Annotated in this window: 12 protein-coding genes and 2 tRNA genes; 9 read left to right on the top strand and 5 right to left on the bottom strand. The window is 40.5% G+C overall.

All coding sequences use genetic code 11. The features are described 5' to 3' along the window. Positions 1-16: 16 nt before the first annotated feature. The 6 genes from J0X13_RS14880 (at position 17) to J0X13_RS14855 (ending at position 6,539) form a co-directional block, all read left to right on the top strand. Positions 17-931, top strand: coding sequence for a leucine-rich repeat domain-containing protein (locus J0X13_RS14880; RefSeq protein ID WP_207072174.1), 915 nt, complete (start codon positions 17-19; stop codon positions 929-931). Positions 932-987: 56 nt separating this feature from the next. Next, a complete protein-coding gene (locus J0X13_RS14875) occupies positions 988-2,331 on the top strand; it encodes a serine hydrolase (protein WP_207072173.1) in 1,344 nt (447 codons plus the stop codon). Between the two features lie 36 nt (positions 2,332-2,367). Next, complete coding sequence (locus J0X13_RS14870; protein WP_207072172.1) at positions 2,368-4,149, top strand: TolB family protein; 1,782 nt, start codon at positions 2,368-2,370, stop codon at positions 4,147-4,149. Between the two features lie 5 nt (positions 4,150-4,154). Continuing rightward, positions 4,155-5,078, top strand: coding sequence for a PD40 domain-containing protein (locus tag J0X13_RS14865; RefSeq protein WP_207072171.1), 924 nt, complete (start codon positions 4,155-4,157; stop codon positions 5,076-5,078). A gap of 76 nt (positions 5,079-5,154) precedes the next feature. Further along, a complete protein-coding gene (locus tag J0X13_RS14860) occupies positions 5,155-5,619 on the top strand; it encodes a GNAT family N-acetyltransferase (RefSeq protein WP_242535753.1) in 465 nt (154 codons plus the stop codon). Next, positions 5,616-6,539, top strand: a complete 924-nt coding sequence (locus J0X13_RS14855) for a TolB-like translocation protein (protein WP_207072170.1) — start codon at positions 5,616-5,618, stop codon at positions 6,537-6,539. Before J0X13_RS14860 ends, J0X13_RS14855 begins: the two co-directional genes overlap by 4 nt. 323 nt (positions 6,540-6,862) lie before the next feature. On the opposite strand, the gene J0X13_RS14850 is transcribed toward J0X13_RS14855, so the two are convergent. From J0X13_RS14850 to J0X13_RS14840, 3 genes are all read right to left on the bottom strand, one after another. Then, positions 6,863-6,937: transfer RNA gene (locus J0X13_RS14850), tRNA-Pro, on the bottom strand. Between the two features lie 17 nt (positions 6,938-6,954). Continuing rightward, positions 6,955-7,038, bottom strand: a tRNA-Ser gene (locus J0X13_RS14845). 113 nt (positions 7,039-7,151) lie between these two features. Further along, positions 7,152-9,188, bottom strand: coding sequence for an HD family phosphohydrolase (locus tag J0X13_RS14840; protein ID WP_207072169.1), 2,037 nt, complete (start codon positions 9,186-9,188; stop codon positions 7,152-7,154). A 113-nt stretch (positions 9,189-9,301) separates the two neighbouring features. On the opposite strand from J0X13_RS14840, the gene J0X13_RS14835 reads away from it, so the two are divergent. Together J0X13_RS14835 and J0X13_RS14830 are read left to right on the top strand one after the other, a co-directional pair. Next, the gene (locus J0X13_RS14835) at positions 9,302-10,477 is read left to right on the top strand and encodes an acetyl-CoA C-acyltransferase (RefSeq protein WP_207072168.1); all 1,176 of its coding nucleotides are present in this window, start codon (positions 9,302-9,304) and stop codon (positions 10,475-10,477) included. A 20-nt stretch (positions 10,478-10,497) separates the two neighbouring features. Further along, complete coding sequence (locus J0X13_RS14830) at positions 10,498-11,250, top strand: C40 family peptidase (protein WP_207072167.1); 753 nt, start codon at positions 10,498-10,500, stop codon at positions 11,248-11,250. A 48-nt stretch (positions 11,251-11,298) separates the two neighbouring features. On the opposite strand, the gene J0X13_RS14825 is transcribed toward J0X13_RS14830, so the two are convergent. Then, a complete protein-coding gene (locus J0X13_RS14825; RefSeq protein WP_207072166.1) occupies positions 11,299-12,561 on the bottom strand; it encodes a tetratricopeptide repeat protein in 1,263 nt (420 codons plus the stop codon). Positions 12,562-12,613: 52 nt separating this feature from the next. Continuing rightward, on the bottom strand, positions 12,614-15,142 hold the full coding sequence (gyrA, locus tag J0X13_RS14820) for a DNA gyrase subunit A (RefSeq protein ID WP_207072165.1): 2,529 nt from the start codon (positions 15,140-15,142) through the stop codon (positions 12,614-12,616). 261 nt (positions 15,143-15,403) lie between these two features. Between gyrA and J0X13_RS14815 the strand changes: the two genes are divergently transcribed. Beyond that, positions 15,404-17,962 carry an ATP-dependent Clp protease ATP-binding subunit gene (locus J0X13_RS14815; protein WP_207072164.1) on the top strand — a complete coding sequence of 853 codons (2,559 nt, stop codon included), beginning with the start codon at positions 15,404-15,406 and terminating at the stop codon, positions 17,960-17,962. The last annotated feature ends 83 nt before the right edge of the window (positions 17,963-18,045 follow it).

Below are 18,045 nucleotides of genomic sequence, written 5' to 3'. Positions count from 1 at the left end.
CTTAAACTTTGATATTATGAAACTAATATTGAAAACTATCAACTTAGTGGCCTTATCGCTTACAGCTCTATTATACTCTTCTTGCGCCTACGAAGAAATTCCCCCTAGCACGATAATAGAAACATTTGTAAGCATTCCCGACTCCGTTTTTGAATCAAAATTGATTGAGTTGGGTGTGGATTCTGATGGCGCTATAAACCATAAGATCTTAAGGTCGGATGCGGAGCAGGTGACCCATTTGAATCTGAATTTGACAGAAAATACCGGTATAATTGGTGATTTGAATGGAATCGAAGGTTTTATCAATCTTACATTTTTGTCCGCAACAGGACAGGATATTCAGGATATTGACTTAAGCTTCAATACTAAACTGGATACTTTATTTTTGGGTGGAAACCTCCTAACAAATATTGACATTGATAAAAATACGAATCTTGTATTATTGGATGTCCAGGCCAATAGGTTGCATACTCTAACAGGATTATCGAATGCGGAAAATTTGAAAAAACTGAACTTATCCTTCAATGACTTTGAAGAAGTGAGTATCAACAACGAATCTGTGGAGGATCTATTCATGACTCATAACCTGCTGCAATCCATTGATCTTGAAAGTGCCCTAAGCCTTAAAAATATAATGTTGACAACTAATGAACTTGCCACCATTGACCCTGGGACCAATATGCAATTGGAGACCTTGATGATTTCAGACAACAATCTCTCCAATATCAATCTTGAGCAAAATATTAAGTTGTCCTATTTATATATCTCAAGTAACGCACTTACAGGCCTTGATGTAAGTAACAATCAAGCATTGACTGATCTGAGGGCGGATAGAAATCCGGGTCTGACCTGTATTCAAATACAAAGAGACCAAGAGATTCCTTCATTATCATTATCGGAATACCAGGAATTGAATGATCAATGCAATTAAGATGGTTGATTTAAGACCTTGTTCAAATAATTAAAACATATTTATAAATAAACAATATGAGATCTATTTTACTTATAGCCGTAGTTTCTACACTACTTTTTTCCTGTGGAAACAATAAAAACACCCTATCGGATAATTCAGGTTTCAACAAGTCAAAACTGGACAGCCTACTTAATTTACTCCATGAAAATGATAAGTTCATGGGGAGTGTCTCCCTTTCAAAAAAGGGGAATACAATCTATTCGAAAGCCTACGGCTTCGATGATATTGAAACTCAAAAGAAGTCAACAGTGGACTCCAAATACAGGATTGGGTCGATCTCCAAAATGCTAACGGCTACATTGGTCTTTAAGGCAATTGAGGAAAATAAATTGAACCTTAAGCAAACTATTGATCAATACTTCCCTGATATAGAAAATGCCAATAAAATAACCATTGCCAATCTATTGAACCACAGAAGCGGCATCCATAGTTTCACAAAAGACACTGCATACTTCGCTTACAGAACGGACTACAAATCTTCGGATGAGATGCTTGAAATCATCACAAACTACCAAAGTGATTTTGAACCAGGTACCAAAGCGGAGTACAGCAACTCCAATTTCTTTCTATTATCCGTTATGCTCGAGAGCGTTTATGAAAAGCCTTTCGGTGATTTATTGATTGAAAAAATCTGTGCGCCACTTGACCTAAAAGACACCTACTATGGAAGTAAAATAGATCTGGCCAACAATGAATCCAACTCTTACACGTACTCGACCGAGTGGATCAAAGAAATTGAAACCGATCTTTCCACTGCAATGGGTGCTGGCGGCATGGTTTCAACATCCGGTGATTTGACAAGATTTCTAGAGGGTCTTTTTGATCTAAAGATCGTTTCTCAAAAAAGTCTTGAAGCGATGACCACCATAAAGGATAATCATGGAATGGGAATATTGCCGTTCAATGTGGAGAACAAATCAGGATTTGGGCATGGTGGGATTATTGAAGGTTTTAAATCCTATGCGATTTACTTCCCAGAAGATAGCTTGGCAATCGCTCTTACTTCAAATGCCATTGATTACAACTTTGCTGGTCTGGTAAGAGATGTGGCCAAATGTTATTTTGGTGAACCCTTTTCGCTCCCAAACTTCAACGCAGTAGAAATATCGCCCGATGAACTTGAAAAATATGAGGGGATTTACACCGGAACCGGGGGTGGTAAATTCACGGTGACCCAAAAGGATGGTGTACTCCATTCACAATTGAACGACTCACCTGCCAACCCTCTGGTATACAAAGGGAAGCATAAATTTTTCATGGAGGAAAATGGTGCTGAATTCATTTTCAATCCCGAAACAGGTCAAATGTCCCTTATACAAATAGGTGTGGCCAATGCCTACATATTTACCAAAGAGTAACTGTCTTAGAATAATATAAAAGCTAAAGCTTTGAACATGAAACAATCAAAATCAATACTCCTCATAATATACCTACTGGCCTTTACCGCTTACTGTCAAGTAAGTAAGAATTCGAATCTTGCCCTGCTCAGCAATCAGACCCCGACTGATTCTGCCTTGATTTTCGCACCAGGAATTGTGTCAACCAATGCTTTTGAGTTTGCCATTACTTTAAATCCTGAAATGGACGAACTGTTCTTTACCCGCAGAAAGCCAGAAGCGGAAAATGAAATCTATACCGTGAGATTGGTACATGGTCGCTGGTCAGAACCAGAGGTTGCCTTCTTTAAGGCAGAAGAAGGATGGGATTTTGAACCACACATCAACCCACAAGGAGATCGACTCTATTTTGGAAGTTTACGCCCATTGCCCAATGCTACAAAAGGGACCGGATTGCACCAATGGTACTGTGAGAAAACAGAGAGCGGTTGGAGCAATCCAATTCCTTTAAATGGACCCTTTATAGAAAAAACTGCTATGTATCTGACTTCCGCTGAGAACGGTAATCTCTATTTTACTTCTTGGATAAATGAAAATGGAGAATTTAAAGATGAAGGAATTTATTCTTCAATCAATGAAGATGGCAATTATAAAAGTATTCATAAGCTTGGGCCCCAGGTGAACTTAAAAGGACTTAAGTCGATTGCCCACCCTTACATTGCTCCCGATGAAAGTTTTATCATATTTGATGGTAAAAGTGACATTAGCGGGTTTGGTAGCTGTGATCTATATATCAGTTTCAATAAGAATGGTACCTGGACAGAAGCCCAAAACCTAGGGCCTTTGGTGAATACGGAACTTTGTGAGTTCACGGCAAGTGTTTCTCCGGATGGCAAGTATTTGTTTTTTCACAGAGGTCTTGTCTCCGATGATGAAGAATATGGAAATATCCATTGGATAGATTTCGAGCTATTGAAAAAACGAATTGAGCAACGCACTTCCCATGTAGGAGCTTATTCGTCTGATGGAGAAATTTATCTGACCGATATGGAAGGGACATCAAAAGTTCGGATCACAAATCCGCCTCAAAGTGGAGGTGGCTATTTAGCTTGGTCCCCAGACGGAAAACACCTCGCTTTTTATGCAAAATATGACGATAAAAAAACCTGGTCGATTCATACCATAAATGGCGATGGAACCAATTGGAAAAGGTTGACACATGAAAAATACAAATGGGATAACTCCCCAACCTGGTCGCCCGATGGAAAAAGAATAGTTTTTTCAAGGGAATATAAAGACTCGGAAAATAACCGGCATCCAGAAATTTGGATCATGAATTCCGATGGAAGTGAGCAGTCTCAAATAAAATCACTACGAGGCGGCGGTCCACATTTTGCACCAGATGGTAGAATCGCCTTTCACTCAGAATCAGAAAATAACAAAAGTAATATAAGCATAGCGGATATTGATGGGGGTAACATCATTCAGTTGACAAATAGCGAAGCCGAGGAGCAGCACCCTGAGGTTTCACCTGATGGCAAGCAAATCACCTTCATGTCCGACAGGGATGGAAATCATGAGATCTATGTGATGAACATAGATGGTTCCAATCAAAAAAGATTAACAAATAATGATGTTGATGATTGGTATCCATGCTGGTCGCCTGATGGTTCTCAGATCATTTTTGGATCAAAAACGAACAACGATGGTGACTGGGATATTTATAGTATGAATATGGATGGTTCCTCGATAAGAAAAATTATTGCCAATAGTGTACAATCCTCATGGGTGAAAACAGCTAACCAAAGGCTTAAGCATAGATTATTTGATGTACATTGATTCCAATGAATAAAGAATTGGGAAATAAAGTTTACATAGCACCTGCATTACTATTGGCGCTGGTTTTTCTCTCTTGTGTTACTATTGGGCAGAATAAAAATGATCAGAATGATCAAGTCGTAACTTATTTTGGACAACATCCCCCTGGCAGGGTCGCCAAAATTTTTGCACCGGGTATAGTGTCGGTGACCGGCAGGTATGAATATGCAGTTTCCTTCTCTCCCGATTTAAGCGAAATGTATTTTACGGGCGAAAAAGAAGGCGAAAATCAGAAGGTCTATTACTCAGGACTCGATGGCAAGAAATGGACGAATCCTGAACCATTGCAGCTCACAAAAGGAAAGAAAAAAAATGAATTTGAAGCATTTGTTGACACTTCTGGCAATGGACTGTTTTTTGCCGCATATGATTCCATTTTTTCAGATGAGAAGATTTGGTTTACCAAACGTTTGGAAAATGTTTGGGCCAAAGCGGATAAACTCGATTCACCCATCAATAACGATATTGTTTTTTATCCCAACACAGCACTGAACGGAGATCTTTACTACACGAGTATTTCGAAAAGAAAAATGTGCTATTCACCCTATAAAAATGGCAAGTATGAAGAAGTACGTGAAGTAGAAATCGAATTTGGCATCCATGGTTTTATTTCACCAAAACAAGATTTTATTCTGGTAGATGCCCCAAAGGAAAATGACAAAACAAGGGACAGGGATATTTATGTCAGTTTCAAAAAGAAAAATGGAACCTGGTCCAAACCGATCAATCTTGGAAATGCGGTGAATTCCGATTTCAATGAAACATGTCCCAGTATTTCGCCGGATGGCAAGTATCTGTTTTTTAGCAGGTACAACGAAAATGGTGACCTTTCCAACATATATTGGGTGAGTGCAGAAGTCATTCAAGAGTTAAAACCTACCAATCTCTAGATAAGGACAATGACTTTAAATTTGGAAGTAATTGGGTGTTGGTCAATAATTATCAAACAAATTAAATAAGGATTAAATGAAAATGAAATTTAGAAGAGCAACCCAAAAAGATGTTTTGGCAATTGTGGAAATGATCGCCGATGACGCATTGGGGAAAACCAGGGAGAATTTCCAAATACCCTTACCAGAAGAGTACTATACTGCTTTTGAAAACATAAACAAGGATACTAATCAAGAGCTCATTATGGTTGAAAACGACAACTCGGAAATTATAGGGACTTTACAATTATCATTCATACAGTACTTGACATATCGAGGCGGGATCAGGGCACAAATTGAAGCAGTTCGAATTCACAAAAATCAGCGGGGCTCAGGAATGGGCACCAAGATGTTCGAATGGGCCATTGAAAGAGCAAAAGAACGCGGTGCCCACCTCCTTCAATTAACCACCGATAAAAAACGTCCAGATGCTATCCGTTTTTATGAAAATTTGGGTTTTAGGGCCTCTCACCAAGGAATGAAAATACATTTTCAACAATGAATAAACTTTTATCCATTTGCTTAATTATCGCACTGTTTTTTGGTTGCAAAAACTACTCGATTTCATATTTCGACCAAGACCCTCCTTCTTCAATTCCTAAGTTATTTGCACCATCAATTGTTAATACCGATAATATCGAACTTAATGTAGTTTTTAACTATGACCATACAGAAATGTTCTTTTCAAGAATTGTAGATAACAGCTTCGTTATTCATCATTCTGAACTGATCAATGGTAAGTGGTCCAACATTAAACCCATTAAAATGTATGACCATAATGTTTTGGTTTCAGTTGCTTGTGACCCCACAATTACCAAAGATGGAAAGACAATGTATTTTCTTGGTGTAGACCCAAAGCTTCACAAAAATGATGTTACTCGAAAAGAACTTTACACAATACCCCCAGACATTTATATGAGTAAAAAAGTGGATGGTAAGTGGGAATTAGCTACTAAAGTGGATTTTTCAGTTTCCTCCGAATATGTAGAAACCTATCCTGTTGTTACGGCGGATGGGAGTCTATATTTTCGTTCAAATAGACCAAGTGATGAAGGAGGAATGCATACATATCGTGCACAATATTTAGGAAATGAAAAATTTGAAGCGCCTGTTTTAATACCTACTAAAACAGAGAAAAACGAACTAATAACTTATGTTTCACCGGATGAACGGTATGCAATTACTAATGGACATGGTAAATTTCAAATAACTTTCAATGATAATGGTGAATGGACAAAACCGAAAGAAGTTCCATTAAAATATGAAAGCAACTGGCACTATTATTGTCCATACATGTCCTCTGATGGAAAATATTTTATCTACTCCAGAAGATTTAACAAGCCTGAAAAAAAAGGATGGGCAGGTGTTGAAAAAGGTGAAGTTTATTGGGTGAAAGCTGATGTACTCTTCAATACAAAATAGGATTAAACATTTACCGTAAATCGCTATAAGTAATTGCTTGTTCTCGCCTACTTTTGAAAAATTCTCATGGTTTTATTGTCCCAAAAAAAATGAAACAAGACTGCTACTGGGTGTTCTTTGGTTTAAATCCAGAACCGATTAGAACCTAACCACTGAATCCCACTATTGACGCGAAGTCTGACGATATTGGATAAAAACAGGACACCCTAAAGAAAACCTTTATCCTTGGTTAAATTTGGGCAAAAAAAAAACCAGAAAATTAATATTTTCTGGTTTTTAATAATTTACATTCTCATTTATTATCAAATGAAACGTTTTTCAAGTCGGGGTGGCAGGATTCGAACCTGCGACCTCCTGCTCCCAAAGCAGGCGCGATAACCGGGCTACGCTACACCCCGAAGTATGTTGGAAAAAGCGGAGAGACCGGGACTCGAACCCGGGCAGCACTTACGCGCTGACAGATTAGCAATCTGCTCCGTTACCACTCCGGCACCTCTCCTATTAAATTCTTAAGAACGTGCACTCTAAAAATGCGGATGCAAATGTACCTTTTCAGATGTAAGATCGCAACTATTTTTTCATTTTTTTATCGGAACTTTTATCACTCCTCTGCTATTCAGGATATTCCACCCTTAAATGATAGATGTTAGTGAGCTTTTGCTTAAGTACTTTTTTAACCATTTCTATTTCCTTGAGCGTAATATTGGCATTTAAATACTGGTTGGCCTGCATTTGCCCTTTTACTATCTTCTCGACGAACTCGTCAATGATGGTAAATGTAGGGTTCTTCAAACTCTTGGAGGCAGCCTCAACAGCATCCGACATCATTAAAATTGCAGTTTCTTTGGAAAAAGGTATTGGGCCAGGATACTTAAAGTCCTCCACATCCGTCTCTTGATCCAACTCTTGTTGTTTTTTATAGAAATAATAGACGGTGGTTGTTCCATGGTGAGTTCTGATAAAATCGATTACACGATCAGGTAAATTATTTTTTCTGGCTATCTCAATACCGTGGATAACATGGTCTATGATGATTTTAGCACTCTCTTTTGGCGGAAGGTCATCATGAGGGTTAACACTGGTTATTTGATTTTCCGTAAAATAAGTCGGGTTCTCCATTTTACCAATATCGTGGTACAATGCCCCTACCCTGACCAGCATGGCATTCGCTCCTATTTCATTGGCTGCAGCCTCCGCAAGGTTGGCAACTTGCAAGGAATGATGAAATGTTCCTGGCGCTTTATCCGAAAGTTCTTTGAGCAATTTGGAATTTGTGTCGGACAGTTCCAACAAGGACACATCAGAGACAAGTCCAAAGATTTTTTCGAACATATAAATCAGCGGTTGGGCAAAAAGGGTCAACAGGCCGTTCAAAACAAATACACCGAACAAAATCCATTCAATGTTTTCCAAATTACCTTCATGAATGGCGTGGAAGGCAAAATAACCCACGATATATATCAACGTAATCTGTCCTACGGAAATAAAGAGATTTGCTCTCTTATACAGTTCTGAAGCCGTTAAAATTGTAACTATACCCGCAATGATCTGTAAAAAGATATATTCAAAACTATTGGGCACTATAAAACCAAGAATCAATACCGTTAACACATGCACAAATAATCCCAATCGTGCATCAAAAAAGTTTTTCAATATCAATGGAAGAATACACAACGGAACCATATAAATATAACTTTCGTAGTGTTTTACCATAAGGGTGGTGGCAATGACCATCAATAAAATATTGAAGAAAATAAAAGTGACCTTGTTGTTGTTCTGAAAAATCTCGTTCCTGTATCTTTTCAAAAACAAAAACAGCATTATGAGCACCAAAGCCACCAAAATGGTGTATCCCAATAAAATAAAATAGTAGTTGCTCCCCATCCATAGTTCCGACTCATATTCATCTTTGAGGGAGTTCAATACTTTAAAATCTTCGTTCTCCACAATTTCCCCCTTGGCAATAATCAGTTTGCCTTGGTCCACCTCACCCCGGGTATATGAAATTTTGGAGAGCTCATCGTTCAACGCACTTTCCGTAAGTACCTCATCATAAAAAAGATTGGCCTTAAGACTATTTTTGATAATAGACTGAAGACGTACCGAACCATCAACATTTGCATCCGACAAAAGCTCTGTAATATTTTTTTTTGCTTGTTCAAGACTCAAATAATCGCTCGGAGCAATGGGTTGCGCCTCGTTGTTCCGCACTACGACCGTGGATTCTGATTGGGGCAAATTTTGAAAAATACCATGCACATAGACCTCATCAATAACAGCTTCGGAAATACTTCTGAGGGATTGTCGCTCCGATGAAGAAAAGTCTCCTGATTGGAAAACGATGTTCAATTCTTCCAAAACCTCATTTTTCACATCGGAAACGAGCGAAGCATTAAAAGTGTAGTAATCTGTTTTATTGGTTCGGATCGAGGATTGCTCCTCTTGAATCTCCTCTTGGGTCTTTTTTATCGAAAAATCTATAGGCGCATATAAATTTTCATACTGCCAAGGCTTCCCCTTTTGAAACTCATATTTAAATTTGCCTCCCTTTGGGAAAAAAAATACAATCAGGGCTACCGATACCACATACAGGAAATACTTGTAGACCAGTGATTGATGTTTGTATACATTATCCAAGGTTTTCCCCATTCCATAAAACTGTTAGCTTCAAAAATAGAAAATATATATAAGAAGTACGTTGCCCAAGTTCCTTATCGCTTTGCATTTAAATTTAGTATTTTCGCAGGAGTAAAAATGCACATATGAAAAAAGTAGTTATAGTTTCTGCCGCAAGAACACCCATTGGAAGTTTTATGGGAGCCCTATCCAGCGTTCCCGCCCCAAAATTGGGTGCTGTGGCCATAAAAGGAGCTTTGGATAAAATAGATCTAAAACCCGAACTTGTCGAGGAAGTTTTGATGGGCAATGTAGTGCAGGCCGGAACAGGTCAGGCACCAGCGAGACAAGCTGCAATTTTCGCAGGCATTCCCAATACCGTGCCGTGTACAACGGTAAACAAAGTGTGCTCCTCTGGAATGAAAGCCATCATGCAAGGTGCACAATCCATTGCTTTGGGCGAAAACTACATAGTTGTTGCCGGGGGTATGGAAAACATGAGCTTGATACCGCATTATGCCTACATGAGAAAGGGAACCAAATTTGGCCCTTCCACATTGATTGACGGTATGCAGAAAGATGGTCTGGTGGATGCCTATGACCAGAATGCCATGGGCGTATGTGCCGATGCCTGTGCTACGGAATATAAATTTAGTAGAGAAGACCAAGATGCCTATGCCATTCAATCCTATAAACGTTCTGCTGAAGCTTGGAAGAGTGGCAAATTCGATAACGAGGTAGTTCCTGTTGAAGTACCACAGCGCCGAGGAGAACCTATTGTAGTGAATGAAGATGAAGAATTTAAGAACGTAAAACTGGAAAAAGTTCCAGCTTTAAGACCTGCCTTTTCCAAAGATGGAACGGTTACCGCTGCCAACGCCTCCACCATTAACGATGGTGCTGCGGCAGTTGTGCTGATGAGCGAAGAAAAAGCCGAAGAACTTGGGTTGACCCCTTTGGCCACAATTAAAGGATATGCCGATGCGGCCCAAGAGCCCGAATGGTTTACCACAGCTCCTGCAAAAGCCCTCCCAAAAGCATTGGACAGGGCAGGAGTATCCATTGAGGATATTGATTTTTTTGAATTCAATGAGGCATTTTCAGTAGTGGGTCTGGCCAATATGAAAATTCTTGGGCTAAACGACTCAAATGTCAATGTAAATGGTGGTGCGGTTTCCTTGGGACACCCCCTGGGTTGTTCAGGAGCTCGAATTACCATAACATTGTTGAATATATTGGAACAAAACAACGCCAAATTAGGAGCTGCCGCCATATGCAATGGTGGTGGGGGAGCTTCATCCATTGTTTTGGAAAGAAATTAGTGATTCAATCTGTACAGTAAATGCAATATGGAATTTGTCCTCTAAGTATTGTTCCCATTAGAACAAATCCGGACGATTGTGCCGAAATGTCATCCCAATTGTTGTACGGGGAGCATTTTAAGGTTCTCGAGGCCAGGAAAAAGTGGAGCAGAATCAGAACGGCTTATGACAATTTTGAAGGCTGGATACCAAACAACCAACTTAAACTTATTGCAGAAGATGTTTATAAACATATTGAAGCCCTAGAACCTCAAAAAATATGTGCGGATGTGGTATCGCATATCTGTACAAGGGATGGGATGTTACAACCCATTATAATGGGTTCTATGGTCAATTCCCCGGAACTATTGGAACATACATTTGAGGGCCATATCTCGACTGATAAAAACCCTAAAGACCGTTTAATCGATACAGCTATCATGTATTTAAAGGCTCCGTATCTAGCCGGCGGAAAAACGCCGTTTGGGATCGATTGCTCCGGGTTTACCCAAATGGTGTACAAAATCAACGGATACGCCTTGGCCCGAACTGCCGAGGAACAATCAAAGCAAGGAGAAGCCTTGAGTTTTATTGAAGAAAGCGAGCCCGGTGATCTGGCCTTTTTTGATGACAACGAAGGTATTATAGACCATGTTGGCATTATTTTAAAGGACAATTACATTATTCACGTAAACGGCCACGTCCGTATTGATAGAATTGACCACACCGGCATATTTAATTCCGAGGAAAAATTATATACCCATCAATTACGGGTCATAAAAAAAGTGATATAAAAAAAGCCCCGAACGTATCGGGGCTTTTTTTTGGGGAATAAGGCTTGATTATTCTCCCAAAAGCTTTTTGATTCTCATGAAGTTCTCATTGTCTCCCAAGGCTCCATAAATGTTTTTCAACTGGGTCAAGATACTTTCGTTGTCCGGGTTGGACTGAAGCGCATCTTCCAAAACAGCTGCTCCTTCTCTGAACAAGCTATCTTTCTTCTCCTTAAGCTCGTCGTATTTTGCAATGTCAGCTTTGGAAGTTCCCAATACGTTCATTTCGTCAATAAGGCCGTTCCCTTCGTTCACATAAGTTGTGGAAAGGTTCAACAGGGCATTGATGTAACCTGGGTCAATGGCCAATGTTTTTTTGTAGGCATCCCTTGCTTCTTCCAAGTTACCTTGCTCCATATTGATCACACCGATATTGTACAACAAATCTGGATTGTCAGGAGCCATTGCAGATGCCTGCCCCATCAAATCCTTGAATTTTTCTTTGTCTCCAATAGCATAGTACAAGTTAGCTTCTCCCAATACCAAGTTTACATCGTCTGGATTTTCCGATCTGGCATCGGCATAAGCTTCAATGGCCTTTTCATTTTCTCCCATTTGCTGATAAATCAAAGCAATGTTCTTAACAATTTCTGGTTTTTTGGATGGGCTAACCTCTTCTTTTGGATCTTTGTGTGTTCCAGCCTTTACATAAAGGTCACGAGTCGCTTTGTCCATGCTCTCGGTTTCTCCTGTCTCCACATTAACAGCTGTGTAGGTTACAGATTCTCCGTTGTAGTCAAGATCCTTCAGTTCTTTATAATATTTTAGGGCCTTTTCCATGTCCTGGCCGTTTACTGCACTACTTGCAGCGTAATAAAGATAAACAGTATCCTTTGGGCTCAATGTATAGCTCATGTACAATTTCTCGGCAGCCTCACTGAACTTTTTGTTGTTGTTGTCCTCTACTGCAGAATTTACCAGATCAGCTGTCATTTGTCCCATTTTCTCTTGGGCAACGGAAGTATATTTAGACTTTCCACTTGCTTCCTCAACAGCGATTACTTTTTTGTAAGCCTCCAATGCAGACTCATAGGAAGATGCATCTCCTTTTTTTGCCAATTCGTAGTTCGCATTCCCTAAAAGCGCATAATACTCGGCCTGATCTTTTTCCTTGGCCGAATCGATTAGGGAGGCAGCGCTTACCAAAGCAGCTTTTGCCGCTGCTGCATCACCGTCCTTCAAAGCCCTTTCAGCCGTCTTCATCTCATCCTTCTGGGCAAAACCCATCGTGGATACTCCTAAGGCTAATAGTATTAATATTCTTGTTCTCATGTTAAAATTGAAATTATTTAGTATTTATCGATTATTGCTTAATCTAAATTAATTATTCTTTTTCGTCCGTATTATCATCAATAGCCGTGCCATCTTCTCCTTTTACTTCGATATCCCTGATATCGGCTTCATCGACCGGGTCATCTTCCTTCATCACTTTGGCAACTGCCGCAATGGCATCATTATCTTTCAGATTGATCAAACGAACCCCTTGTGTGGCTCTTCCCATCACCCTAAGATCTTCAACTCCCATGCGGATGGCGATTCCTGATTTGTTGATAATCATCAAATCATCCGTGTCGGTTACATTTTTGATGGCCACAAGACCTCCGGTTTTATCGGTAATGGAAATTGTTTTCACCCCTTTTCCACCCCTATTGGTGATTCTATAGTCCTCTATATTGGAGCGTTTTCCATAACCTCTTTCGGATACCACAAGAATGTCATCTTCAAAATTGTGAACAGATACCATTCCAACCACTTCATCATTATCATCTGCCAAAGTTACACCTCTTACACCGGAAGCGTTCCTTCCCATCGGTCTTGTTTTGGATTCTTCAAAGCGAATGGCTTTTCCAGACTTCAGTCCCAGGAATATTTGACTGGTACCTGTGGTCAACTTAGCTTCCAACAACTCATCACCCTCTCGAATGGTTATCGCATTGATACCATTTTGACGAGGTCTCGAGTACTGCTCCAAAGAAGTCTTCTTGACCGTACCTTTTTTGGTGGCCATAATCACAAAGTGACTGTTTACGTAGTCTTCATCTTTCAGATCTTGGGTACAGATAAAGGCCTTTACCTTATCATCTTGTTCAATATTGATCAAGTTTTGGATGGCCCTACCCTTGGACGTTCTGCTTCCTTCGGGAATTTCGAATACGCGCATCCAGAAACATTTTCCCTTTTGGGTAAAGAACAACATATATTGGTGGTTGGTACCCACAAACAAGTGTTCCAAGAAATCTTCGTTTCTGGTAGACGATGCTTTTTGTCCGACCCCTCCCCTATTTTGGGTCTTATATTCTGTAAGGGACGTTCTTTTGATATAACCGGCATGGGAAATGGTAATCACCACTTGCTCATCAGGAATCATATCCTCAATGCTCAAATCCCCTCCTGCATAGTTGATTTCTGACCTTCTGTCATCTCCATACTTTTCTTTGATTTCAAGAAGCTCATCTTTTATGATTTGCATTCTACGCTCCTTTTTATCAAGAATGTCTTTCAAATCTTCTATGGTCTTCAACAACTCGGCATGTTCTTCGCGCAATTTGTCCTGCTCCAGACCTGTAAGTTGGCGCAAGCGCATCTCCACAATGGCCTTGGCCTGAACCTCTGTCAGTTTAAAGCGCTCGATCAATTTGTTACGGGCTTCCTCAACGTTGGAAGAACCTCTAATGATGGCAATTACTTCATCAATATTGTCAGAAGCAATTATAAGTCCTTCTAGAATATGGGCACGGTCCTCAGCTTTTTTCAGTTCGAACTTGGTTCTGCGAACAACAACTTCGTGCCTGTGCTCCACAAAATAGTGGATAATATCCTTTAGGTTCAATAGTTCAGGTCTACCATTGACCAATGCAATGTTGTTGACACTAAACGAGGATTGAAGGGCCGTGTACTTGTACAACATGTTGAGTACAATGTTAGGAATGGCATCACGCTTTAAAATATAAACGATACGCATTCCATTTCTATCGGACTCGTCCCTAATGTTCGAGATCCCTTCTATTTTTTTATCGTTGACCAGGTCGGCAGTCTTTTTGATCATGTCCGCCTTGTTCACCTGATACGGGATTTCGGTAACAACGATGCATTCTTTGCCCTGAACCTCTTCAATGGTTGCCTTGGCACGCATTACCACACGGCCTCGACCTGTATGGAAAGCCTCTTTTACTCCGTCGTACCCATAAATGATTCCCCCTGTAGGAAAATCAGGAGCTTTGATATGTGTGATCAGCTCATCTATCTCAATATCATGGTTATCTATATAAGCTACCGTGCCATCTACCACTTCCGTTAAGTTATGGGGTGGCATATTGGTTGCCATACCCACGGCAATACCAGAAGCTCCGTTCACCAACAAGTTGGGAATACGGGTAGGCAGTACCGTTGGCTCTTCGATGGTATCATCAAAGTTAAGTTGATGGTCTACCGTATCCTTATCGATATCGGCCAACATCTCTTCTGCTATCTTGCGCATTTTGGCCTCGGTATAACGCATGGCCGCAGGGCTATCGCCATCTACGGAGCCAAAGTTACCTTGACCATCCACAAGCATGTACCTAAGGCTCCATTCTTGGGCCATACGTACCATGGTATCATATACTGAAGAATCACCGTGGGGGTGATATTTACCCAGTACCTCCCCAACAATACGGGCAGATTTCTTATGCGAACTATTGGACCTGACCCCCAAATCGTGCATTCCATAGAGCACTCTTCGGTGAACAGGCTTTAAACCATCACGAACATCTGGCAGGGCACGTGACACAATGACCGACATTGAATAATCAATGTAGGCAGATTTCATCTCATCCTCAATATTAATGGGAATTAACTTTTCTCCTTCCGCCATGCTTATTTATTATTGTTTTTTTGTGGTTAAATTATCATGGCAATATACAGAAAATAGCAGCCTCTATAACGCTTTGCGAATACTTTATTAAAAAAATTATCAACATTGCAGGTATTATCAAAAATGTGGTGATAAAGCTTTGTTAAATAGTCAGAAAATGGTAAATATTCCGACATTTACCACTACTTTATCGAATAAGGGTACGGTATTTGACCACCGTAACGATAGTTTTATTAATTTTAATTGCTGAAAAAGAAACGTATGGACGATAATTTTTCCCCCCGCGTAAAGGACGTTATAGCATACAGCAAGGAAGAAGCCCTTAGACTGGGCCATGATTTTATTGGTACTGAGCACCTGATGCTAGGTCTTTTAAGAGACGGAAATGGCAAGGCCATAAATATATTGGATGCACTCGATGTGGATTTGGACCACCTTCGCAGAAAGGTGGAAATTCTGAGTCCCGCGAACCCTAATACCGGAACAATTCAGAAGGACAAAAAGAATCTTCACCTGACCCGCCAAGCGGAACGGGCGTTGAAGACCACGTTTTTGGAAGCAAAGCTTTTCCAAAGTTCTTCTATCAATACAGCGCACCTGTTGCTCTGTATCCTTAGGAACGAGAATGATCCAACAACCAAGTTATTGCACAAACTGAAAGTGGACTACGACAATGTCAAGGAACAGTTCAAATCCATGATCACCAGTGACGATGACTACATAGACACACCCCAAGCGGAATCCTTCCCTGGGGACACAGACGATATGGGAGATAGTAAAGAAAGTTCTTTCGGCTCTGGAAGCGCTTCCCAAAAAGGAAGCAAAAAATCCAAGACCCCTGTTTTGGACAATTTTGGGCGGGACCTTACCCGTTTGGCCGAAGAGAACAAATTGGACCCTGTTGTGGGCAGAGAAAAGGAAATTGAGCGTGTTTCCCAAATATTGAGTAGAAGAAAAAAGAACAACCCCTTACTGATTGGTGAGCCAGGTGTTGGTAAAAGTGCCATTGCCGAAGGTTTGGCTTTGCGCATCATCAACAAGAAGGTTTCACGAATACTTTACAACAAACGCGTAGTAACCCTTGATTTAGCTTCTTTGGTTGCCGGCACAAAATATCGTGGCCAGTTTGAGGAGCGTATGAAGGCAGTAATGAACGAGTTGGAGAAGAACGACGACATCATCTTGTTCATTGATGAGATTCACACTATTGTTGGTGCAGGTGGCGCAACAGGAAGCTTGGACGCTTCCAACATGTTCAAACCCGCTTTGGCAAGGGGCGAGATTCAATGTATAGGAGCCACTACGCTCGATGAGTACAGACAATACATAGAAAAAGATGGTGCATTGGAACGTCGATTCCAAAAGGTAATGGTTGAGCCCACCTCCGTGGAAGAGACCATTGAGATTTTGATGAACATTAAAGGCAAGTACGAAGAGCACCACAATGTAAATTATACCGACGAAGCCATTTTGGCCTGTGTGAAATTGACCAACCGTTACATGACGGACCGCTTTTTACCAGATAAGGCAATCGACGCCTTGGATGAAGCTGGGTCACGAGTACACATTGTTAACATGGACGTTCCAAAACAAATTTTGGAGCTTGAAAAACAACTGGAAGATGTTCGTGAACTAAAGAACAGTGTCGTTAAAAAGCAAAAGTACGAGGAAGCAGCCAAGCTCAGGGACGATGAAAAACGTCTCGAAAAAGAATTGGCTTCCGCACAAGAACGCTGGGAAGAAGAAAGCAAACTGCACAGGGAAACCGTTACAGAAGACAATGTAGCCGATGTAGTTTCCATGATGAGCGGAATCCCCGTGAACAGAATAGCACAAACTGAAAGCAACAAATTGGCCGAACTGCCAAACCTTATCAAAGGATTCGTCATCGGCCAAGACGAAGCTGTATCTAAAGTGGCAAGGGCCATCCAAAGAAACCGTGCCGGTCTTAAAGATCCGAACAAACCTATTGGTTCGTTTATCTTCTTAGGACAAACGGGAGTTGGTAAAACCCAATTGGCCAAAATCTTAGCCAAGGAACTTTTTGATTCCGAAGATGCGTTGATACGTATAGATATGAGCGAATACATGGAAAAATTTGCCATATCGCGATTGGTAGGTGCGCCTCCAGGATACGTAGGCTACGAAGAAGGTGGACAATTGACGGAAAAAGTACGTCGCAAGCCCTATTCCGTAATATTATTGGACGAGGTGGAAAAAGCACACCCAGATGTGTTCAACATGCTGCTACAGGTATTGGACGATGGATTCCTGACCGATAGCCTGGGTCGCAAGATAGATTTTAGGAACACTATCATCATCATGACTTCCAATATCGGAGCAAGACAATTAAAGGATTTTGGACAAGGCGTTGGTTTCGGAACTGCAGCCAAAAAAGCACAGGCGGACAGTCACCAGAAAAGTGTAATCGAAAATGCATTGAAAAAAGCATTTGCTCCCGAATTCTTGAACAGAATAGATGATGTTGTGGTCTTCAACTCTTTGGAAAGAGAGGACATCCACAAAATCATCGATATAGAATTGAACAAGTTGTACAAGAGAATCAAGGAAATCGGTTACGATTTGAATCTTTCCGATAAAGCCAAGGATTATATTGCCGATAAAGGTTTCGATAAGCAATACGGAGCACGACCACTGAAGAGGGCCATCCAAAAGTATATTGAGGATGCGCTTGCCGAAGAAATCGTAAACTCCAAATTGGAAGAAGGTGACAGTATTTTTATGGATTTGGATGAGAAGAAAGAAGAGCTCACCATTAAAATAAAAAAGGCTGAAAAATCGCCCGAAGCTGAAAAGTAATTTAAGATAAACTTTAAAAAGCTGACTGTCGTCAGCTTTTTTTATGCCTTGGAATTACCGTACATACGATATTTTAGCGTTTA

It is taken from the genome of [Muricauda] lutisoli (nom. illeg.) (assembly GCF_017313105.1).
Lineage (GTDB): Bacteria > Bacteroidota > Bacteroidia > Flavobacteriales > Flavobacteriaceae > Flagellimonas > Flagellimonas lutisoli.
The sequence above is the reverse complement of the archived record's forward strand: the minus strand, read 5'-3'. Positions and strand labels throughout refer to the sequence as shown.

Bases quoted from the DNA above. Each gene is read 5' to 3' on its own strand.
- J0X13_RS14815 (WP_207072164.1), top strand. From the start codon at position 15,404: ATGGACGATAATTTTTCCCCCCGCGTAAAGGACGTTATAGCATACAGC.
- J0X13_RS14830 (WP_207072167.1), top strand. From the start codon at position 10,498: ATGCAATATGGAATTTGTCCTCTAAGTATTGTTCCCATTAGAACAAAT.
- J0X13_RS14855 (WP_207072170.1), top strand. From the start codon at position 5,616: ATGAATAAACTTTTATCCATTTGCTTAATTATCGCACTGTTTTTTGGT.
- J0X13_RS14860 (WP_242535753.1), top strand. From the start codon at position 5,155: ATGAAAATGAAATTTAGAAGAGCAACCCAAAAAGATGTTTTGGCAATT.
- J0X13_RS14870 (WP_207072172.1), top strand. From the start codon at position 2,368: ATGAAACAATCAAAATCAATACTCCTCATAATATACCTACTGGCCTTT.
- J0X13_RS14875 (WP_207072173.1), top strand. From the start codon at position 988: ATGAGATCTATTTTACTTATAGCCGTAGTTTCTACACTACTTTTTTCC.
- J0X13_RS14840 (WP_207072169.1), bottom strand. From the start codon at position 9,188: ATGGGGAAAACCTTGGATAATGTATACAAACATCAATCACTGGTCTAC.
- gyrA (WP_207072165.1), bottom strand. From the start codon at position 15,142: ATGGCGGAAGGAGAAAAGTTAATTCCCATTAATATTGAGGATGAGATG.
- J0X13_RS14835 (WP_207072168.1), top strand. From the start codon at position 9,302: ATGAAAAAAGTAGTTATAGTTTCTGCCGCAAGAACACCCATTGGAAGT.
- J0X13_RS14825 (WP_207072166.1), bottom strand. From the start codon at position 12,561: ATGAGAACAAGAATATTAATACTATTAGCCTTAGGAGTATCCACGATG.
- J0X13_RS14880 (WP_207072174.1), top strand. From the start codon at position 17: ATGAAACTAATATTGAAAACTATCAACTTAGTGGCCTTATCGCTTACA.
- J0X13_RS14865 (WP_207072171.1), top strand. From the start codon at position 4,155: ATGAATAAAGAATTGGGAAATAAAGTTTACATAGCACCTGCATTACTA.